The organism is Nocardioides sp. Soil777 (assembly GCF_001428425.1).
GTDB lineage: Bacteria > Actinomycetota > Actinomycetes > Propionibacteriales > Nocardioidaceae > Nocardioides > Nocardioides terrigena.
Window position 1 is genome coordinate 145,309 of sequence record NZ_LMSN01000016.1, and the last position, 20,359, is coordinate 165,667.

18 protein-coding genes and 2 tRNA genes are annotated in these 20,359 nt (G+C 71.5%); 14 read left to right on the forward strand and 6 right to left on the reverse strand.

Going from position 1 to position 20,359, the window contains the following annotated elements; all coding sequences use genetic code 11:
• The first annotated feature begins 61 nt into the window (after window positions 1-61).
• The 7 genes from gyrB to ASG88_RS13750 all read left to right on the forward strand — a co-directional run bounded on the left by gyrB (window position 62) and on the right by ASG88_RS13750 (window position 6,867).
• A complete protein-coding gene (gyrB, locus tag ASG88_RS13725) occupies window positions 62-2,131 on the forward strand; it encodes a DNA topoisomerase (ATP-hydrolyzing) subunit B (protein WP_056888004.1) in 2,070 nt (689 codons plus the stop codon).
• A 54-nt stretch (window positions 2,132-2,185) separates the two neighbouring features.
• Window positions 2,186-4,984 (forward strand): DNA gyrase subunit A, encoded by a 2,799-nt coding sequence (gene gyrA, locus ASG88_RS13730; protein ID WP_056888005.1) that lies wholly within the window; start codon window positions 2,186-2,188, stop codon window positions 4,982-4,984.
• A 3-nt stretch (window positions 4,985-4,987) separates the two neighbouring features.
• A complete protein-coding gene (locus tag ASG88_RS13735; RefSeq protein WP_056888006.1) occupies window positions 4,988-5,548 on the forward strand; it encodes a DUF3566 domain-containing protein in 561 nt (186 codons plus the stop codon).
• Between the two features lie 115 nt (window positions 5,549-5,663).
• Window positions 5,664-5,737, forward strand: a tRNA-Ile gene (locus ASG88_RS13740).
• A gap of 46 nt (window positions 5,738-5,783) precedes the next feature.
• Window positions 5,784-5,909: a DLW-39 family protein gene (locus ASG88_RS23850; RefSeq protein WP_234410972.1), complete on the forward strand. Its 126-nt coding sequence runs from the start codon at window positions 5,784-5,786 to the stop codon at window positions 5,907-5,909.
• Between the two features lie 28 nt (window positions 5,910-5,937).
• A tRNA-Ala gene (locus ASG88_RS13745) sits at window positions 5,938-6,013 on the forward strand.
• A gap of 218 nt (window positions 6,014-6,231) precedes the next feature.
• Window positions 6,232-6,867, forward strand: a complete 636-nt coding sequence (locus ASG88_RS13750; protein ID WP_056888007.1) for a DUF305 domain-containing protein — start codon at window positions 6,232-6,234, stop codon at window positions 6,865-6,867.
• A 3-nt stretch (window positions 6,868-6,870) separates the two neighbouring features.
• Here the strand turns inward: ASG88_RS13750 and ASG88_RS13755 are convergent, their stop codons facing one another.
• Genes ASG88_RS13755 through ASG88_RS13765 form a run of 3 tightly spaced genes read right to left on the reverse strand, consistent with a single transcriptional unit; the run spans window position 6,871 to window position 11,265 of the window.
• A complete protein-coding gene (locus ASG88_RS13755) occupies window positions 6,871-9,072 on the reverse strand; it encodes a transglutaminase domain-containing protein (protein WP_056888008.1) in 2,202 nt (733 codons plus the stop codon).
• Window positions 9,069-10,205, reverse strand: coding sequence for a DUF58 domain-containing protein (locus ASG88_RS13760; RefSeq protein ID WP_157559734.1), 1,137 nt, complete (start codon window positions 10,203-10,205; stop codon window positions 9,069-9,071). Before ASG88_RS13760 ends, ASG88_RS13755 begins: the two co-directional genes overlap by 4 nt.
• 55 nt (window positions 10,206-10,260) lie before the next feature.
• Entirely contained in the window at window positions 10,261-11,265 is a 1,005-nt protein-coding gene (locus ASG88_RS13765; RefSeq protein WP_056888010.1) for an AAA family ATPase, read from the reverse strand.
• A gap of 72 nt (window positions 11,266-11,337) precedes the next feature.
• Here ASG88_RS13765 and ASG88_RS13770 point away from each other — a divergent pair, with 72 nt between their 5' ends.
• From ASG88_RS13770 to ASG88_RS13785, 4 genes are read left to right on the forward strand one after another with little or no spacing between them, the layout of a single operon-like run.
• Entirely contained in the window at window positions 11,338-12,054 is a 717-nt protein-coding gene (locus ASG88_RS13770) for an SURF1 family protein (RefSeq protein WP_056888011.1), read from the forward strand.
• Complete coding sequence (locus ASG88_RS13775) at window positions 12,051-12,443, forward strand: DUF3817 domain-containing protein (protein WP_056888012.1); 393 nt, start codon at window positions 12,051-12,053, stop codon at window positions 12,441-12,443. The genes ASG88_RS13770 and ASG88_RS13775 overlap by 4 nt, the downstream gene beginning before the upstream one ends.
• A gap of 21 nt (window positions 12,444-12,464) precedes the next feature.
• On the forward strand, window positions 12,465-13,313 hold the full coding sequence (locus ASG88_RS13780; RefSeq protein ID WP_082600435.1) for a patatin-like phospholipase family protein: 849 nt from the start codon (window positions 12,465-12,467) through the stop codon (window positions 13,311-13,313).
• 7 nt (window positions 13,314-13,320) lie between these two features.
• Window positions 13,321-14,322, forward strand: a complete 1,002-nt coding sequence (locus ASG88_RS13785; protein ID WP_056888014.1) for a lysophospholipid acyltransferase family protein — start codon at window positions 13,321-13,323, stop codon at window positions 14,320-14,322.
• 161 nt (window positions 14,323-14,483) lie between these two features.
• Here the strand turns inward: ASG88_RS13785 and ASG88_RS13790 are convergent, their stop codons facing one another.
• Window positions 14,484-15,332 (reverse strand): hypothetical protein, encoded by an 849-nt coding sequence (locus ASG88_RS13790; RefSeq protein WP_056888015.1) that lies wholly within the window; start codon window positions 15,330-15,332, stop codon window positions 14,484-14,486.
• Between the two features lie 192 nt (window positions 15,333-15,524).
• Between ASG88_RS13790 and ASG88_RS13795 the strand changes: the two genes are divergently transcribed.
• Both ASG88_RS13795 and ASG88_RS13800 read left to right on the forward strand, forming a co-directional pair.
• Window positions 15,525-16,034 (forward strand): peptidylprolyl isomerase, encoded by a 510-nt coding sequence (locus ASG88_RS13795; protein ID WP_056888271.1) that lies wholly within the window; start codon window positions 15,525-15,527, stop codon window positions 16,032-16,034.
• 13 nt (window positions 16,035-16,047) lie between these two features.
• Complete coding sequence (locus ASG88_RS13800; RefSeq protein WP_056888016.1) at window positions 16,048-16,977, forward strand: rhomboid family intramembrane serine protease; 930 nt, start codon at window positions 16,048-16,050, stop codon at window positions 16,975-16,977.
• A 259-nt stretch (window positions 16,978-17,236) separates the two neighbouring features.
• Here the strand turns inward: ASG88_RS13800 and ASG88_RS13805 are convergent, their stop codons facing one another.
• Window positions 17,237-17,689: a cell division protein CrgA gene (locus tag ASG88_RS13805; protein ID WP_235534850.1), complete on the reverse strand. Its 453-nt coding sequence runs from the start codon at window positions 17,687-17,689 to the stop codon at window positions 17,237-17,239.
• Window positions 17,690-17,761: 72 nt separating this feature from the next.
• Here ASG88_RS13805 and ASG88_RS13810 point away from each other — a divergent pair, with 72 nt between their 5' ends.
• Window positions 17,762-18,556: a DUF881 domain-containing protein gene (locus ASG88_RS13810; protein WP_235534851.1), complete on the forward strand. Its 795-nt coding sequence runs from the start codon at window positions 17,762-17,764 to the stop codon at window positions 18,554-18,556.
• 4 nt (window positions 18,557-18,560) lie between these two features.
• Here ASG88_RS13810 and pknB read toward each other — a convergent pair whose 3' ends face one another.
• A complete protein-coding gene (gene pknB / locus ASG88_RS13815) occupies window positions 18,561-20,357 on the reverse strand; it encodes a Stk1 family PASTA domain-containing Ser/Thr kinase (protein WP_056888018.1) in 1,797 nt (598 codons plus the stop codon).
• Window positions 20,358-20,359 lie beyond the last annotated feature (2 nt).

A 20,359-nucleotide genomic window follows, 5' to 3' on the forward strand; every position in this document is an offset into this window, starting at 1 on the left:
ACCAGTCGCGACCCTCTCCCATGTCACCGACCCCTGTGGTCGAGAAGCAGATGAGGTACGCGTGAGCGACGGATCCGCCCCCGAGAGGCCCAACGGCGTCGACTACGACGCTTCCGCGATCCAGGTGCTGGAGGGACTCGAAGCGGTCCGCAAGAGGCCCGGCATGTACATCGGCTCGACCGGTGAGCGCGGCCTGCACCACCTCATCTGGGAGATCATCGACAACGCCGTCGACGAGTCGATGGCCGGCTACTGCGACCGCGTCATCGTCACCCTGCGGGCCGACGGAAGCGTCCGGGTCGAGGACAACGGCCGCGGCATCCCCACCGACACCGCACCCGGGCAGGACATGCCCGCGCTGACGATGGCGCTCACCATGCTGCACGCGGGCGGCAAGTTCGGCGGCGGCGGCTACAAGGTGTCCGGCGGCCTGCACGGCGTCGGCGTCTCGGTCGTCAACGCGCTGTCGACCCACCTGCACGCCGAGGTCCGCAACCGCGGTCACCTGTGGCGCCAGACCTTCAGCCTCGGCGTCCCCGACGGCGGACTGGAGCAGGTCCGTCCGATGGAGGAGGGAGAGCGCACCGGCACCACCGTCACCTGGTGGGCCTCCGAGGACATCTTCGAGACCACGACCTACAACCTCGAGACGATCACCCACCGCATCCGCGAGATGGCCTTCCTCAACAAGGGCCTCGAGATCGTGGTGCGCGACGAGCGACCGCACGCCGACGAGGTCGCCGATGCCGTCGGTGACGGCACCGTGGACGCCAGCGTCGACCAGGGCGGCACCGACGCGATCAAGCGCACGGAGACCGGCCTCGAGCGCATCTTCAAGTACGACCGCGGCCTCGTCGACTACGTCGAGCACCTCAACCGACGCAAGACCCTGGCCAACCCCACCGTCATCTCCTTCGAGGCCGAGTCGCCCGAGTCCTCGGGCGCGCACATGAGCCTCGAGGTCGCGATGCAGTGGAACACCTCGTTCACCGAGTCGGTGCACACCTTCGCCAACGCGATCAACACCCACGAGGGCGGCACCCACGAGGAGGGCTTCCGCTCCGCGCTCACCACCCTGGTCAACCACTGGGGCGAGGAGTGGGGCCAGATCAAGAAGAAGGAGGACCGGGTCTCCGGGGACGACATCCGCGAGGGCCTGACCGCCATCATCTCGATCAAGCTCGAGGAGCCCCAGTTCGAGGGGCAGACCAAGACCAAGCTCGGCAACACCGAGGCCAAGGGCTTCACCCAGCGTGTCGTCAACGACCAGCTCGGGGCGTGGTTCGAGCAGAACCCCGCCGAGGGCAAGGACATCGTCCGCAAGTCGCAGGCCGCGGCGTCGGCCCGCATCGCGGCCCGCAAGGCCCGTGACCTCGCCCGCAACCGCAAGGGCCTGCTGGGCGGCGGCGGCCTCCCCGGCAAGCTGAGCGACTGCCAGTCGACCAACCCCGCCGAGTGCGAGGTCTTCATCGTCGAGGGCGACTCGGCCGGCGGCTCCGCCCGCCAGGGCCGCGACCCGCGCGTCCAGGCGATCCTCCCGATCCGCGGCAAGATCCTCAACGTCGAGAAGGCCCGCATCGACAAGGTGCTCGCCAACACCGAGGTCCAGGCGATCATCTCGGCGCTCGGCACCGGCATCCACGAGGAGTTCAGTCTCGAGAAGCTGCGCTACCACAAGGTCGTGCTGATGGCCGACGCCGACGTCGACGGCCACCACATCAACACCTTGCTGCTGACGCTGCTCTTCCGCTTCATGAAGCCGCTCATCGAGCACGGCTACGTCTACATGGCCCAGCCGCCGCTCTACCGGATCCGGTGGAACAAGCCGGCCGAGCACGAGTTCGTCTACTCCGACTCCGAGCGTGACGCGATGATGAAGGACGGCCTGGCCCAGGGCCGCAAGCTCCCCAAGGAGAACCCGGTCCAGCGCTACAAGGGCCTCGGTGAGATGAACGCCGAGGAGCTGTGGGAGACCACGATGAACCCCGACCAGCGCCTCATGCTCCAGGTCACCCTCGACGACGCCGCCCAGGCCGACGAGGTGTTCTCCACGCTGATGGGCGAGGACGTCGAGCAGCGACGGTCCTTCATCCAGCGCAATGCCAAGGACGTCCGATTCCTCGATATCTAGGTCTCTAACCCTAGCCCTAGATTCGAGTAGATCTCCCGAGAAGGACACAGACCCATGACTGAGACCACCGACAACCTCGGCGGACCCGGCCCCGGTGGACGCATCGAGCCCATCGAGCTCCAGACCTCGATGCAGCGCGCCTACATCGACTACGCGATGGCCGTCATCGTCGGCCGCGCGCTCCCCGACGTGCGTGACGGCCTCAAGCCGGTGCACCGCCGGGTGCTCTACGCGATGTACGACGGCGGCTACCGCCCCGACCGCGGCTTCTCCAAGTGCTCGCGCGTCGTCGGTGACGTCATGGGTCAGTACCACCCGCACGGCGACACCGCGATCTACGACACCCTGGTCCGCCTGGCGCAGCCCTGGGTGATGCGGGCGCCGCTGGTCAACGGCCAGGGCAACTTCGGCTCGCCGGGCAACGACGCGGCCGCGGCCATGCGGTACACCGAGTGCCGGATGGCCCCGCTCGCGCTCGAGATGGTGCGCGACATCGAGCAGGACACCGTCGACTTCCAGCCCAACTACGACGGTCGCTCGCAGGAGCCGGTCGTCCTGCCGTCGCGCTACCCCAACCTCCTGGTCAACGGTTCTGCCGGAATCGCGGTCGGCATGGCGACCAACATCCCGCCGCACAACCTGCGCGAGATCGCCGACGGCGCCCGGTGGGCCCTCGAGCACCCCGACGCCAGCCGCGAGGAGCTCCAGGACGCGCTCATCGAGCGGGTCAAGGGTCCCGACTTCCCCAACGGCGCCCTCATCGTGGGCCGCGAGGGCATCGAGCAGGCCTACCGCACCGGTCGTGGCTCGGTCACCCAGCGCGCGGTCATCGAGATCGACGAGGACGCCAAGGGGCGCACCTGCCTGTCGATCACCGAGCTGCCCTACATGGTCAACCCCGACAACCTGGCGCTCAAGATCGCCGAGCTCGCCGACTCGGGCAAGGTCCAGGGCATCTCCGACGTGCGCGACGACTCGTCGGGTCGCACCGGCCAGCGCCTCGTCGTGGTCCTCAAGCGCGACGCGGTTGCCCGCGTGGTGCTCAACAACCTGCTCAAGCACACCGAGCTGCAGACCAACTTCAGCGCCAACATGCTCGCGCTGGTCGACGGGGTGCCGCGCACCCTGACGATCGACCAGTTCATCAGCAACTGGGTGACCCACCAGATCGAGGTCATCCAGCGGCGGACCCGCTTCCGGCTCGCCGAGAAGGAGCGCCAGGCCCACGTCTACCGCGGCCTGGTCAAGGCGCTCGACGCGCTCGACGAGGTCATCGCCCTCATCCGCCGCAGCCCCGACGTCGCCGAGGCCCGCGAGGGGCTCATCCAGCTCCTCGACATCGACGACGTGCAGGCCGACGCCATCCTCGAGATGCAGCTGCGTCGCCTGGCCGCCCTCGAGCGCCAGAAGATCATCGACCGGCTCGCCGAGCTCGAGCTCGAGATCGCCGACCTCGAGGACATCCTGGCCAACGAGACGCGCCAGCGACAGATCGTCATCGACGAGCTCACCGAGATCGTCGACAAGTACGGCAACGAGCGGCGTACGCAGATCATCGCCGCCGACGGGGACCTCTCCATGGAGGACCTCATCCCCGACGAGGAGCTGGTCGTCTCGATCACCCGCGGCGGCTACGCCAAGCGCACCCTGCGCCAGCAGTACCGCCTCCAGAAGCGCGGCGGCAAGGGCGTGCGGGGCGCGACCCTGCGCGGCGACGACGTGGTCGAGCACTTCATCTCCACCACCAACCACCACTGGCTGCTGTTCTTCACCACGGCCGGCCGGGTCTACCGCACCAAGGCCTACAACCTCCCCGAGGCCGCACGCGACGCCAAGGGCGGCCACGTGGCCGGGCTGCTGTCCTTCCAGCCCGACGAGGACATCGCCCAGGTGCTGGCGATCCGCGACTACGAGCAGGCTCCCTACCTCGTGCTCGCGACCCGCAACGGCCTGGTCAAGAAGACCCGCCTCGGCGACTACAACTCCCCCCGCCAGGCCGGCGTCATCGCCATCAACTTCCGTGAGGACGACGACGAGCTGATCGGCGCCGAGCTGGCCAACGCCGAGGACGACATCCTGCTCGTCTCCCGCAAGGGCCAGGCGATCCGCTTCAAGGCCGACGACTCCCAGCTGCGGCCGATGGGCCGGGCCACCAGCGGTGTGTCGGGCATGAAGTTCCGCGGCGAGGACTCGCTGCTGTCGATGTCGATCATCCGGGCCGCCCAGGTCGCTGCCGAGGTCGCCGCCGGGCTCGACGCGGAGACGCCGAGCGACGAGGTCGCGGCCCCGACCGAGGGTGCTGTCGAGGAGGCGCACGGCAACGACGAGGTCGCCACCGCAGCCGGCACCGGCGAGGTCAAGCCGCAGTACGTCTTCACCATCACCGACGGCGGCTTCGCCAAGCGCACCCGCATCAACGACTACCGCACGCAGTCGCGCGGCGGCCTGGGCATCAAGGCGATGTCGCTGGCCAACGAGGACCGCGGCGGGCTGGTCGGCGCCTTCATCGTCGAGGACGGCGACGAGGTGCTGTCGATCACCCAGGGTGGCCAGGTCGTCCGCAGCCCCATCAACGACGACTTCCGGCCGACGGGCCGCTCGACCATGGGCGTGAAGTTCGTGCAGCCCAAGAAGGACGACTCCGTCGTCGTGGTCGCCCGCTCGGTCGAGGCCCGCGAGGAGGAGGCCGACGAGGTCGAGAACGGCCCGGTCGAGGGTGGGGACGAGGCCGGTACGCCGGTCGCGACCGACGCCGCCGACGGCACCGTGACCGACGTCGCGGACGCCGACGAATCGCCCGAGGTGGCCGACGATGCAACAATCGAGAGTCCGTCCGAGTCCGCTGAGGAGTGATCCATGTCCGAGCGCACCGCTTCCCGATCGCAGGGCAGCCCGCGCGGTGACGAGCCTGCCGCGTCTCGGCCGTCGCTGAGCGAGCGCGTCCAGGCGAAGCTGTCGAACGCCGCGACCGAGCACAAGGCCAACGCCGACGCCAGCGACAGCCGCACCGGTCGTCGGGTCACCAAGGGGCCCGGCAAGTCGCCGCGCCGCGCGAGGCTGCGACTGACCCGGATCGACCCCTGGTCGGTCATGAAGACGTCCTTCCTGCTGTCCGTGGCCTTCGGTGTGGTCACGTTCGTGGCGGTCTTCATGGTCTGGTCGGTGCTCGGCGCCGCCGGCGTGTGGGACTCGATCAACTCGACCGTGGCGAGCGTCGTCGAGGGTGACACCAACACCAGCGACTTCGACGTCACCAACTACGTCGGCATGGGTCGGGTGCTCGGCTTCACCCTGCTCGTCAGCATCATCGACGTGATCCTGCTGACCGCCATCGCGACCCTCACGGCCTTCCTCTACAACATGGCCGCGGCCCTCCTCGGGGGCATCGAGGTCACCCTCGCGGAGGACGAGCGCTGAGACCGGCGCACACCCCCCGCTGACGGCGTACCGGCGTTTTGTGACGGCCCTCGGCGGTGGGGTAGTGTTCCCCCTCGGCCGCCGGTGGCGGCCGTGTCGTCGTCAGCGGCGACTCGGGCCTATAGCTCAGACGGTTAGAGCGCTTCCCTGATAAGGAAGAGGTCACAGGTTCAAGTCCTGTTAGGCCCACCGCAGTTCCCCATCCGGCACCAGCCCCGCCCCTCAGGAGCGCACCTTGAAGAAGATCATCCTGGTCCTGCTGGCCGCCGCCGGTGCCGCCTTCGCGAAGAAGAAGATGGACGAGGGCAAGTCCGAGCAGGCCCTGTGGGCCGAGGCGACGGACACCGTCCACAAGTCCTGATCCTCACCGGCCCTCGCGGGCCGACCCGGGGGCCTTGGCGCAATTGGTAGCGCACCTGCTTTGCAAGCAGGGGGTTAGGGGTTCGAGTCCCCTAGGCTCCACCATCTCCTCCACCTCGTCGCGCGGAATCACCGGCTGACCGAGGTTCCAGTGGGTTCGGCCACGCTGCAGCACACGCCGACCCACCGGATCACCGGCTGACCGGTGATCCCCGCCGCCCGGGAGAGGACCTCCGGCACCGTGGCCCGGGGCGCCCGCCTCTGACCGTCCGGCCCGGACCGGCGCATGCTCGGTAGCAGGAGAACCCTGCGAGGAGGCCGTCATGAAGCGCCCGACGATCGTTGCGCTCTCGGTGGCGGTGGTGGCCGTCCTGGTGGCGACCGTCCTCGCCGTCGCGCTGTGGGACCGGGACGACGACTGGGGCCCGGGCATGATGACGTCGCGCGCCCAGGACCGCGACCCCGGCAGATCGGGGCCGGGGTCGATGATGAGCGGCGGCTTCATGGGTGCCGGGATGCACGTCGCCGTCCGCAGCGAGGCCGAGTTCCTCGTCGAGATGGTGGCCCACCACGAGGAGGCGATCGACGCGGCCGGCGAGCTGGCCCGGTCGGACCGCCCCGAGATGCGTGAGCTCGGCCGCTCCATCGTCGAGGGCCAGACCGCCGAGGTCGAGCAGATGCGCGGGTGGCTCGACGAGTGGTACCCCGACACGTCGACCAGCGCCGACTACGAGCCGATGATGCGCGACCTCGAGGACCTCACCGGCGACCAGCTCGACCGGGTCTTCCTCGAGGACATGATCGGGCACCACATGGCCGCCGTGATGATGGCGCAGCAGCTGGTGGTCCGCGACCTCGCCGAGCACGAGGACGTCGAGGACCTGGCCCGGTCGATCAGCAGCAGCCAGCACGCCGAGATCCTCACCATGCGGGCGTGGCTGTGGGAGTGGTTCGGCTGATCCTCAGCGCCGGCGGCGGAGCAGCGAGCGCGGGTCGAGCGGGGCGAGCACGCGGCGTACGGGACGGGCGGACGACCTGAGCCCGGCGCGTCCCTCGTCGACGAGCGTCCAGAACTCTTCCGCGGTGTCCGGCTCGTCCGGGGAGAAGGTCGCGACGTCGGCGTCGCGGGCAAGCGTGCGGGGTACGCCGAGGGCGGTGGCCTGCGCGGACCGGGTGCTGCGGGGCACGGCGACACCGAGGTCGTGCGCGGTGTCGACCAGCTCGTCCCAGCCGCCGAGGTAGGCCATCGACGTCGGGGACGCGGCCCGACGCCGGCGTCGTCGGAGCACCTTGAGCAGCGGCACGACCCCCAGCGCGAGCGGCACCAGCAGCAGCGGCCACCGGGGCAACGGCTGGTCCGTGGCCTCGTCCTGCTGGTCCTCGGCCTCCGCCTCCTCCCGGACCTCGGGCTCGGGCTGCTGCGGCCGGTCCTCGGGACGCTGCTCGGGTGGCAGCCTGACCTCGGGCAGCGGCGCCGAGTCGCGCTTGGGCGGCCGCCGCCCCATGAAGGCCCGGGTCGGCAGCACCCGCCAGGAGCCGTTGGCGACCCGGATCTCGACCCAGGCGTCGAGGTGCTTGCCCTTGATCACCCCGTTGCGGCCGAGCACGGCTCCCACAGCCACCCGGGCGGGCACGCCGATGCGGTTGGCGAGCAGCGCCATGGTGGCGGCGTACTGCTCGTCGTTGCCGACCATCATCGGCGCGTTGACGAAGCCTTCGTCGAGCCGGCGCTCGTCCTGGCCCGCGTCGAAGCGGGTCTCCCACCCGAAGGCGCCGTCGGAGTAGCGACCGCGCTCACGGAGCCGGTCGGCGATGCGGAAGACGGCCGCCATCTGCGTCTTCGCCCCCAGCGACCACGCCTGCGCGGGCACGTCGAGGAACTCGGCGGCCTCCTGCAGCGTCGTGTCGGGCCGCCGGAACGGCTTCATCCGCACGGTGAGCTTGTCGGGGGTCGGGATGGCGGTGAGGACGTAGTCCTCCTGGACGCGCAGCCCGCCGGGGAGGACCGCGGTGTCGGTGGCCCGGTTGTAGCGCAGGTCGGGCAACCGGTCGCTGGCGTAGTCGTCGTAGAACTCGAAGGCCTGCATCGCCCCGATCGTCGGCACCCACGGGAGGTCCCACGTGCTGCGGACGAAGAACGTGTAGAGCTGCTCCTCGCCCCGGGCGGGGTTGTCGAGGCGCGAGGGCACGCGCAGGAACCGGTCGGTGAAGTCGTCGGGGCTGGTGTCGTCGTCGGCGTACCAGCGGGTGCCGTCGTACCGGTCCATCACCGCCACCCGGACCCGCGTGCCGGGCCCGGCGCCCCGGACCCGGAAGAGCTTGCGGTCCGCGAGGTTGGTGTAGGAGCCGGGGCCCTCGTCGCGGAACCGGCGGAAGGCCGACAGCGGCGTCTCGAGGTAGACCGAGTCGTAGGGCGTCACCGCCTCCCGCAGCACGAAGCGGCGCTGGCCGTTCGGCTGGTCGACGACGACGTACGACGCCGCGGCCACGAGGCCGACGACCGCCAGGCCCACCAGCAGGCGACGCGCGGACACCGCACCGAGGGCCGCGTCGCTGCGCCGCCCGGCCTCGAAGCGCAGCCCGCGGTGCGAGACCCAGGCGAGGGAGACCAGCCCGAAACCGATCCCCTGGAGGAGGGTCGAGAACGGGTCGGTCACGCCGAGCACGAGGGCGACCACCAGCCCGGCGGCCATCGGGAGCAGCGGCAGCGCCGCCCGGCGGCTGCGCAGCGCCAGCGCCGAGGCCGCACCGGCCGGGAAGAGCCCCAGGGCGTAGGGGATCAGCAGCACCGAGCCCTCCCCGTCGACCAGCGGCGCGGTCTCCACGAGGACGCGCCAGGAGCCGACGGTGCCGACCACGACGTCGGTGATCGTCTCGATGTCGGGCACGCCGAGGAGGAGCCCCGACGACCCGAGGGCGACCAGGCCCGCGGTGAGCAGGTAGGGCACCGGCAGCAGCGGTAGGACCACCCCGAGACCCTGTCGCAGGGTGACGAGAGTGAGGGTCCAGGCGAGGCCGATCGCCACCCCGGCCACGCCGACCAGGATCCAGCGGATCCCGGCGAAGCTGTCGGTGAGGCCCACCAGCGTGATCGCCGACAGCACGACGACCGCGAGCAGGTCGGCGGCGGCGTACGGCGGCAGGGGCCGGGTGCGTGTGCTCACGACGCGGCCGCCATCAGGCCCGGGAGCTCGCCGAGCAGGCCGACGGTGACGGCGTCGTGGCCGTGATGGCGCAGCACGCCAGCCGTCTCGCCGGGCGCGGCCCGCACCACCACGACGCGGGTGTCGGCCGGCAGCGTGACGGTCGCGCGCGTGACGGCCTCCGGGTCCGTGCCCCTGCCCGTGACGAGCAGCAGCACGCTGGTCTCCGGGGCCAGCACCATCGCGGTGGCCACCTGCTCGCTCAGCGGCGCGGCACCGGGTGCCGGGTCGATGCGGCAGGTGCCGTCGAGGACGGCGGGGGCCGGCAGCGCGGTCAGCTGCACGTCGCCGCAGGCCAGGCTCACGTCGTACTCCTCGCGCGCCGCGCACATCAGCAGCGACGCCGCGACGGAGGCGGCGAGCTCGAAGGCCTCGACGGAGGGGTACGCCGCCGGGTCGGCGTCGACCACCACGGTGGCGTGGTTGCGCCGGGTGTCGTGGTACTGCCGGACCAGCAGCTCGCCGGCGCGGGCCGACGAGCGCCAGTGGACGTGGCGCAGGTCGTCCCCGGGGACGTACTCGCGCAGCGCGTGGAAGGCGAGGTCGCTCATCGAGACCCGGTCGCTGGGCGTGCCCTCGAGGTCGCGGACCTGCCCGGCCCCCAGGGTCGGCACCACCACCATCGCCGGGCGCACGAAGAGCTCCCGGGCCGCGCCCCAGCGCACCGGTCGGTGCAGCAGGCCGAGCGGGTCGGACCGGACGGCCGTGGCGGGACCCACCTGGAGCACCCCGCGGGCCAGGTCGTCGACGACGACCTCGACGCGCTGGCGGCTGCCGCGGTCGAGCGACGGCATCCGCACCCAGGTCTCCCGGGTGCCGACGGGGATCCGCACCAGGGGCTGCCACAGCGGCAGGGCGCCGTGGTTGGTCGCGGTCAGGGACGCCTCGACGGCCTCACCGGCGGTGGTGCGGGGCGGGCGGAGCCGCAGGTCGGCCTCCACCCGCATGGGGACGAGCAGCCAGGGCACCGCTGCGATCAGCACGCCGAGGCACATCACCGCGACGAGGCGCAGCTCCACCAGGCCCCAGACGAGCGACCCGGCGTACGCCACGACCCCGAGCAGGAGCACGCCGCGCCCGGTGGACGTCACCACGCGCGACCCCGTCCTGGTCACCGCGAGCGCGCGCGACAGCACGGCAGGTCCCCGGTCAGCCGCGGTAGGTCGGGGGCTCGACGGACTCGAGCAGGCGCTCGATGACGTCGTCGACCGAGACCCCGTTGAACTGGGCCTGCGGGTCGAGCAGCAGGCGGTGGCACAGCACCGGCGTGGCCAGGGCGGTGATGTCGCCGGGGACGACCGTGGTCCGGCCGTCTGCGGCGGCCCACGTCTTGGCGACCCGGACGAGGGCGAGGCAGCCGCGGGCGGACAACCCCATCCGCACGTGCTGGAGCTCGCGGCTGGCTTCGGCGAGCTGGCGGACGTAGCGCACGATCGCGCGGTCGACGTACACCTCCCCGGCGACGCGGGTGAGCTCGGAGACGACCTCGCGGGACACCACGGGTGCGACCAGCGAGGCGCGGTCACGGACCGCCGAGCCGAGGAGCAGCTCCTCGGTGGCCTCGGCGTCGGGGTAGCCGACGGAGGTCTTCATGAGGAAGCGGTCGAGCTGGGCCTCGGGCAGCCGGTAGGTGCCGGCCTGCTCGATGGGGTTCTGGGTGGCGATCACCATGAACGGGCGCGCCACGGCGTGGGTGATGCCGTCCACCGTGACGTGGCCCTCCTCCATCACCTCGAGCAGGGCCGACTGGGTCTTGGGCGAGGCACGGTTGATCTCGTCGGCCAGCACGATGTCGTGGAAGATCGGCCCGCGGTGGAAGTCGAAGGTGCCCTTGTGCTGGTCGTAGACCGTCACGCCGGTGACGTCGGTCGGCAGCAGGTCGGGGGTGAACTGGATGCGCGCGTGGCTGCCCTCGATGGTGTTGGACAGCGCGCGGGCGAGCATCGTCTTGCCCGTCCCGGGGAGGTCCTCGAGCAGCAGGTGTCCCTCTGACACCAGGCAGGTGAGTGCGAGCCGCACGACGTGGTCCTTGCCGAGGACGGCGCGGCCCATGTGGTCGGCGATCTGCGTGAAGGTGCGGCTGAACCACTCCGCCTCGTGCGCGGTGATCGATCCGGTGCTGCCGTCGACCACCGTCGGCTGGGTGTCAGTCATGTCCGCCTCTCCCTGTCGTGCGAAGGGTACGCGGGCACGGGGCGGCTGGGGGCCGAGTGGCAGACTCTGGCCGTGTCATCCACCTCCCGGACCGTCGCCGCCACGGCGCTGGCCCTGGTGCTCGTCGGCATCGCCGGCTGGCTCGGCTGGTGGCAGCTCGAGGCCTGGCAGGCGCGTCGTGACGCCGAGGCGCGCGACCTCACGGAGCTGACCCCGCTGGCGATCGACGAGGTGATGGGCTCCGACGACCCCTTCCCCGGCAACGAGGTCGGCCGCCCGGTCGACGTGGCCGGCGGCTGGCTCCCCGAGGGCTCGTTCTGGGTGTCCGACCGCGTGCAGGACGGCCGTGACGGCTACTGGGCGGTGACCCCGCTGGAGCTCACCGGGACCGACACCGCGGTGCTGGTCGTGCGCGGCTGGAGCGACACCCCCGAGGCCGAGCTGCCCGACGGCTCCGCCGAGCTCACCGGCTGGCTCCAGCCCGCGGAGGGCACCGGTGCGGTCGACGACGACCCGGACGACGACGTCGTGCCCCAGCTGCGGATCGCCGACGCCGTCCAGCGCGTCGACGCCGACCTGTACGGCGCCTACGTGGTGGCGCAGGAGCCCGCGCCCGGCCTGGAGGCGGCCAGCCTCGAGTCGCTGCCGGAGGTGGGCAGCTTCACCGCGTTGAAGAATCTGTTGTACGCCGTGGAGTGGTGGGTCTTCGGTGGCTTCGCCGCCTTCATCTGGTGGCGCTGGGTGCGCGACCTGCGGGCTGCGGACCGCGTGACAGACTCGCCCGCGTGAAGGCTGCACTGCTCCGCTACCGCGTCATGGCCACCATCGTCGGTGTGCTCCTCGTCGTCCTCATCCTGATCGGCGTCCCGCTGGCCAACTTCGACGGCAGCAGCATGTGGGGCGTCTTCCCCGCCACCCCCGAGCTGGTCACGCCCGGATCCTCCGTCCAGCAGTTCGGCGAGGCGATCACCGAGTACCTCGGCGTCGCGCACGGGTGGCTCTACATGATCTTCCTGGTGACCGCCTTCATGCTCGGCCGTCGAGCCCAGTGGGAGATGCCCTTCCTGGTCGTCACCCTGGTCTGCGGGACCGTGCCGATCCTGTCGTTCTGGGCCGAGCACCGCGCCACGCAGCGCACCCGGGCCGAGCACCCCGAGCTGCAGGCCGAGCTGCGATGAGCACGTGACGGGCGCTCGATCGTGACGACCGCGTTCGTCCTGGGCGGCGGCGGCATCCTCGGTGCCGTCGAGGTCGGCATGCTCCGGGCGCTCTTCGAGCGCGGCGTCACCCCCGACCTGGTGCTCGGCACCAGCGTCGGCGCCCTCAACGGTGCGATGGTGGCCCGCGAGCCCCGGCTGCCGGTGATCGAGCGGCTCACCGACCTGTGGGCCCAGACCGCGCAGTCGCGCGACGTGTACGGCGACCGTCCGCTGCGCAGCGTCCGTCGCGCGGTCTCGACCGGCACCCACATCTACTCCGCCAAGCCGCTCACCGCCCGGCTGGCCGAGGAGTTCGGCGACACCACCTTCGCCGACCTCGAGGTGGCCTTCCAGGTGTGTGCGGCCAGCATCGAGCGCTCCGCCGAGCACTGGTTCGACTCCGGCCCGCTGGTGCCGGCCATCGTGGCCAGTGCCGCGGTGCCGGGGCTGCTCCCGCCCGCCCGGGTCGAGACGGAGTTCGGCGTCGAGCACTTCCTCGACGGCGGGCTGGTCAACTCGATCCCTGTCGGACGGGCCGTCGCGCTCGGCGCGACGCGGGTCTTCGTGCTCCAGGTCGGCCGTATCGACCGGCCGCTCTCGGTGCCCAGGCGTCCGTGGGACGTGGCCCGGGTGAGCTTCGAGGTGGCCCGCCGGCACCGCTTCACCCGAGAGCTCGCCGAGGTCCCCGACGACGTCGAGGCCCACGTGCTCCCGGCGGCCGGCACGTCGTCCAAGGACGACTCGATGCTCGCGTTCCGCAACTTCTCGTCGGTGCAGCGCCGCATCGACGCGACGTACGACGCCTCGATCGCCTATCTCGACGAGCACCTCGGGCCGGCCCCCCGGTGAGCCGGCCGTGATCTGGGTGCTGCGTCGGCTGGTGCTCGCGCCGGCCCTGGTCGTGATCACCGCCCTGCTGTGGATCAGCCTGCCGCTCTGGATCATCGGGGCGGCCGCGCTCTCCCCGGTGATCCCGGGCCGCTGGCGGGCGCTGCGCCTCTTCTGGGTGGCGTTCCTCTACCTCACGGCCGAGTCGTTGCTGCTGCTCGTGCTCCTCGGGCTGTGGCTGGCGTCGGGCTTCGGGTGGAAGATCCGGTCGCCCTACTTCGCCGGCATCCACTACGACCTCGTGCAGTTCACGCTGGTCGGCTTCTTCCGCGAGGCGCGCCGGGTGCTGGCGCTCCGGATCCGGACCGACGGGCCGGCACCCGACCGGCACCCCGAGCGCCCGATCCTGGTCTGCTGCCGCCACGCGGGGCCGGGCGACTCGTTCACCCTGATGTACGCCCTGCTCCACTGGTACGGCCGCGAGCCGCGCGTCGTCCTCAAGGACACCCTCGCCTGGGACCCGGCCATCGACGTGATCCTGCGCCGGATCCCGGCGAGCTTCATCTCCCCCGACCCGGGGGCCGGGGAGGACCTCGAGTCGCAGATCGGCGCGCTCGCCGCCGGGTTGGACACCAACGACGCGTTCGTGATCTTCCCCGAGGGCGGCAACTTCACCCCCGCCCGCCGCGAGCGCGCGATCGGGCGGCTGCACAAGCTCGGCCTGCACCAGATGGCCCACCGCGCCGAGCGGATGACCCACGTGCTCGCCCCGCGCCCGGGTGGGTTCCTCGCCGCCCTCGACGCGGCCCCGCACGCCGACGTGGTGATGGTGGCCCACACGGGGCTGGACCACCTGCTGACCGTCGCCGACCTGTGGCGGGAGCTGCCCATGGACAAGACCCTGGTGATGCGCTGGTGGGAGGTCCCGCGCGCGGAGATCCCGGAGGGACGCGACGAGCGCATCGAGTGGCTCTACGGCTGGTGGGAGCAGATCGACGCCTGGGTCGAGGACAACCGCCCGGTCGCCTGAGGGAAGCCATTTTGTGGGGTAGTCCGTGACGAACGGACCCCGCCCACGGCCGGTGGGGGGTCCCTTCGTCACGGACTACCCCGGGACACCCGGGCCCCCGGACATGCCACGAGCCCCGGACCAAGGTCCGGGGCTCGTTGGGGTGGATCAGTGCTGCGTGGTCAGCGCTTGTTGTCGGGGACGTCGTCCACGTCGATGACCTCGGCCGGGTTGTCCGGCGTCGTCACGTCGTGGGGCTCCTCGACCGCGTCGCTGAGGGCCTCGCCCGGGGCGCCGCCGGCGGCGTCGTCCACCGGGGCGCGGTGGGTGGGGTCGGTCATCGCGTCGGACGCCTCGGCGGCGTCGACCGCCGTGGGGGTGTCCGCGTCGAGCGGCGTCTTGATCGGGTCGGTGAGCGGGTCACCGGCCGTGCCGCTCTTGGGCAGCGGGGACGAGACGCCGGAGCCGGACGGGCTGGCCGGCGGGGCCGGGGTGTAGCTCGACTGCCAGTTGTCCTTGGTCTTCTGCGACTGGCGCAGCTTGCTGAAGACGGCGGCAGCGACGGCCAGCAGGCCACCGATGACCAGGGCGGTCTTGATCTTGCTGCGCTGGGGCTCGGGCTCGTGGCGCAGCTCGGCGACCTTGGCCGCCGCCAGGTCACGACCCTCGGCCGCCTTGTCCGCGGCGATCGTCGCGGCGACCGCGGCCTTCTCGGCCGCCAGTGCCTTGCCCTCGGCGAGCACCGGGACGGCACGGTCGCGCGCGTCCTGGAGCAGCGGGACCGCGCGGTCGCGGGCGTCGTGGGTCAGGGTGACCGCGCGCTCGCGGGTGTCCTGGAGGAGGGGTACGGCGCGGTCGCGGGCGTCGGACACCAACGGCGCTGCCTTGTCCCGCGCGTCGGCGAGCGCGGGCCCGGCCTTGTCGCGGGCGTTCTCCATCGCAGCCTCGAGCTGGGGGATGACGGTGTCGGCGACGGACTCCACGTAGTCGTGGGCCCGTTCCATGACCGACTTCTTCCTGCCGATGTGCATGCAAGGCCTCCTGCTGTGTAGTGGAGCGAGTAGTGCACCCATCTCACCATGCCGCGTGAAGCGACCGACAGCCCCGTCCGGGTGAACCTCGACCGTGCGGTCGCGGTGCAGGACCACATGGCAGGATCGACGGCGACACGTGCGCGGCGCCCCGGGGCGTCGTACGCACTCCTGACACGCGAGAGGCAGACCATGGCTGACACCAAGGCCACCCTGAAGACGAACAAGGGTGACATCGTCATCAACCTGTTCCCCAACCACGCGCCGGAGACGGTCGACAACTTCGTGGGCCTCGCCGAGGGCACCAAGGACTACAAGACCGGCGACGGCAAGACCGGCCCCTTCTACGACGGCCTCGGCTTCCACCGGGTCATCGAGGGCTTCATGATCCAGGGCGGCTGCCCCAGCGGCACCGGCACCGGCGGCCCGGGCTACACGTTCAAGGACGAGATCCACCCCGAGCTCGTCTTCGACAAGCCCTACCTGCTCGCCATGGCCAACGCCGGCCCGGGCACCAACGGCTCGCAGTTCTTCATCACCCTGGGCGCCACCCCGTGGCTCAACCGCAAGCACACGATCTTCGGCGAGGTGGCCGACCAGTCCTCGCGCGACGTCGTGGACGCGATCGGCACCACCCGCACCGGCGCGATGGACCGACCGGCCGAGCCGGTCACCATCGAGTCGGTCACGATCGAGCGCTGAGGCACCCACCCGCATGACCCAGCCGCCCTCCGGCGATCCCGCGGCCGGCGTCCCGACCTGTTATCGGCACGCCGGTCGCGAGACCTGGATCCGCTGCCAGCGCTGCGAGCGCCCCATCTGTCCCGACTGCATGCGGGACGCGGCGGTCGGCTTCCAGTGCCCCTCGTGCATCGCGGAGGGCGCACGGACGACGCGCAGCATCCAGGCGCCGTACGGCGGGGCGCGCTCGGCCAACCCGGCGCTGACGTCGATGGTGCTCATCGCCGTCAACGTCGTGGTCTGGCTGGCGATCCAGGTCACCGGCCGCTCGTCGAGCGTGCTGGTCGACCGCCTCGGGCTGCGCCCCAACGGCGCCTGCGCCCCGGGCGACCAGTTCCTCTACGCCATCGAGCGTGGAGCGTGCGACGCCGTGGGCGGGCAGTTCCTCGTCGGCGTGTCCGACGGGGCGTGGTGGCAGATGGTCACCAGCCAGTTCACCCACGTGCAGCTGTGGCACATCGCGGGCAACATGCTCGCCCTCTACGTCCTCGGCCCTCAGCTGGAGGCGGTCTTCGGACGCGTGCGCTTCCTGGCGATCTACCTGCTGTCGGGGTTGGCCGGCTCGGTCACGGTCCTGTGGCTCTCGCCGGAGCTCGGGCTGACCGTCGGTGCGTCCGGGGCGATCTACGGACTCTTCGGCGCCCTCGGCGTCGTCGCCCACAAGGTCGGCGGCGACCTGCGCAGCCTGTTCGCGCTGCTGGCCATCAACATCTTCATCACCTTCGCGGTCCCCAACATCTCCTGGCAGGGGCACCTCGGCGGTCTCGCCGGCGGCGCCCTCATCGCCGCCCTGCTGGTCTACGCACCCCGGGAGCGCCGCGCCCTCGTCCAGTGGGCCGGCATGGCGGTGCTGACCGTCGCGCTGCTCGGCCTGGCGACCGTCCGCACGCTCGCCCTCGGCTGAGCCGTACGCCGTACCCCGCTCGCCGTGCATGACGCCCGGCGGTCGTCGCGACCCCGCGCTGTATGAATCACAGCGGCCGGTATTCGCGCACCCACTCCATCCACAGGTGTGGAATCACCTGTGGATAACTACACGGGTGTAATTCTCCACAGGTTGTCCCCAGACTGGGGAAATCGCCCCGGGGGAGACACCCGGAAATGGCACCGGCGCCGACCCCCTGACGGGAGCCGGCGCCGGTGAGCTCGACGAGGGGGGAGGGTCACTCCCAGCGGGTCGCGAAGGTGAACCCGACCGCCATGAAGGCGATGCCGACCGCGAGGTTCCACTGGCCCAGGTCGTTCATGACCGGGAGGCCCGACAGGTCGTTGGAGAAGACGTAGAAGGTGCAGATCCACAGCAGGCCGATGAGGAAGCAGCCGAGCATGCCGACCACGACGCCACGACCGCGACCCAGCGGGGTGGACGGGTGCGCCGAGATGGCGAGGCCGACCATGATCAGGCCGAAGCCGATGGTGTAGTTCCACAGGCCGAGGTCGGCGATCGCCTTGGGCGAGCCCTCCTCCGCCGGGAAGGCGGCGGGGTCGGGCCGGACGCCGAGGTAGTAGTAGAGGATCCAGCCGATCCCCGCCGCGATGAGCAGCAGTGCGACGACGAACCTCACGGAGAAGACCTTCGCCGGGCTGTCGACGAACGCCTCGCTGGACTTGGGCACGACCACTCCTCGTAGCTCACGAACTGGGGCGATGGGACGTCAGGCGCCCACCGGGGGGTTAGCGTAGTCGCCATGCCCGCCCAGCCCGATTCGCGCCCCGACGAGGACGCCGCGCGCGCACGTCGCCGGCGCCTCGTGTGGCGGGTCGGGACCCCCGCGATGTTCATCCTGTGCGGGGCGCTCTTTGCGGTCAGCGCCGAGCACAGCGGCGGCACCGACCTGCGCGGGGGCAGCTACACCGACCTGGCGTCGGTCGTGCAGGCCGAGCGCAACGACACCAACGAGCTCACCGACGAGGTCGCCGACCTCACCGCGGAGATCGAGACCCTCACCGCCGGGCTCGGCGACCGGACGGTCAACCGCTACCAGGACGAGATCGACACCCTAGTCGACCCGGCCGGCCTCACCCCGCGCACCGGTCCCGCGGTCAAGGTCACGCTCACCGACGCCCCGCAGGACCTCATCGAGACCACCGACCGCGACCAGAACGACCTCGTCGTGCACCAGCAGGACATCCAGGCCGTCGTCAACGCCATGTGGCGGGCCGGGGCCACCGCCGTCACCCTCCAGGGGCAGCGCGTCATCTCCACCACGGGCATCAAGTGCGAGGGCAACTCCGTCACCCTGCACGGTGTGCCCTACTCCCCGCCGTACGAGATCGTCGGGATCGGCGCGCAGGAGGAGGTCCTGGCCTCTCTCGAGGACGACACGTACATCGACATCTACCGGCAGTACGCCGCCGACCCGACGGGCGGGGTGGGCTACGAGGTGGCCACGCTGCCGCGGGTGACCGCCCCGGCCTACGAGGGCCTGCTCGACCTGACCTGGGCGACCCCGATGGCCACGCCGAGCCAGGACAACGGCTGACCCGTCAGGGCGTACGCCGCCCGGCCGGCGTCGTGGGCGGCGTCTCCGTGGGGGTCTCGGTCGGCGTCTCCGTGGGGACCGGGGTCTCCGTCGGCGTCTCCGTGGGGGTCTCGGTGGGCGTCTCGGTCGGGGGCGGCTCCTCGAAGGCGGACACGAAGATGATCACCGTGTCGCCCCGGTCGGCATCGCCGCCGGCGGTGGGGAACTGGTCGACGACCTCGCCCTTGGGAGCCGTGGAGGTCGAGTCGGTGCGGACCTCGACCTCGAAGCCGGCCTGCCGCAGGGTCCGGGTCGCCTCGCCCTGACGGAGCCCGACCACCGACGGGACCGACTCGGGACCGTCCGAGACCGACATCGTCACCGTCGTGCCCTCGGCGACCGACTGGCCGGCGGCGGGGTCGGTGGAGATGACCTGGCCCTGGGGCTCGTCGGACTCCACCTCGGTCGCGGTGACCTTGAGCCCCGCGGCCAGGAGCGCGTCGCGGGCCGTGGCCCGTGGCTGCCCGACGACGAACGGCACCTGCACCTCGGGCTTGCCGAGGGAGACCACCAGGTCGACCTCGGTGCCGGGCTCGACGAAGACGTCGCGGTTGGGGTCCTGCCGGATGACCTCGTCGGCGGGGGTGTCGTCGGACGCCTCCCGGGTGACCCGTCCGACCGCGAGGCCGGCCTCGCCGATGGCCAGCCGCGCCTCCTCCTCGGTGAGCCCCACGAGGGCGGGGACCGGGTCCCGCTGGACCTCCTCCTCGAACATGCTCGGGAGGAGGTACGCCGCACCCGCGATGGCCGCGATAACGAGCAGGCCGAGGAGCACCATCAGCGCGGTGCGCCCGCGGGGCTTGTCGTCGTCCTGCGGTGCAACGGTCGAGGCGGCCGGGATCGTCGTGGTGGCATCGACCGGCGGCACCACCTCGGTGGGCGCCACCGGCGGCGGAGCGGCCTGGATCGGGTGGCCGGCGAGGTAGCGCTCGATGTCCTGTCGCATCGCCGCGGCGCTCTGGTAGCGGTCCTCGACCCGCTTGGCCAGCGACTTGAGGACGATCGCGTCGATCTCGGGGTCGAGCTCCTGGTCGTGGTCCGACGGTGGGGAGGGCTGCTCGCGCACGTGCTGGTAGGCGACGGCCACGGGGCTGTCGCCGACGAAGGGCGGGCGTCCGGTGAGGAGCTCGTAGAGGAGACAGCCGGTGGAGTAGACGTCCGAGCGGGAGTCGACGGTCTCGCCGCGCGCCTGCTCGGGGGAGAGGTACTGCGCGGTGCCGACCACGGCTGCGGTCTGGGTCATCGTCGACGAGGCGTCGGAGACGGCCCGGGCGATGCCGAAGTCCATCACCTTGACGTCGCCGCCGGGGGTGAGCATGACGTTGCCGGGCTTGATGTCGCGGTGGATGATCCCCGCGCGGTGGCTGTAGTCGAGAGCCGCGAGCACGTCGCTGGTGATCTCGAGCGCGCGCTCGGGCAGGATCTTGCGGCCCTCGCGCACGATGTCGCGCAGCGTCCGCCCCTGGACGCACTCCATGACGATGTAGGGCTGGGCGACGTCGGATCCGTCGGTGGACATCTCCTCGCCGGTGTCGTAGACCGACACGATCGCGGGGTGGTTGAGCGAGGCGGAGCTCTGCGCCTCCCGGCGGAAGCGCGCCTGGAACGTCGCGTCGCTGGCCAGGTCGGTGCGCAGCCGCTTGACCGCGACCGTGCGCCCGAGCCGGGTGTCCCGGCCCTTGCGCACCTCGGCCATGCCGCCGCGGCCCAGCAGCTCGCCGAGCTCGTAGCGGCCGCCGATCACGGTCGGCTCGTTGCTCATCG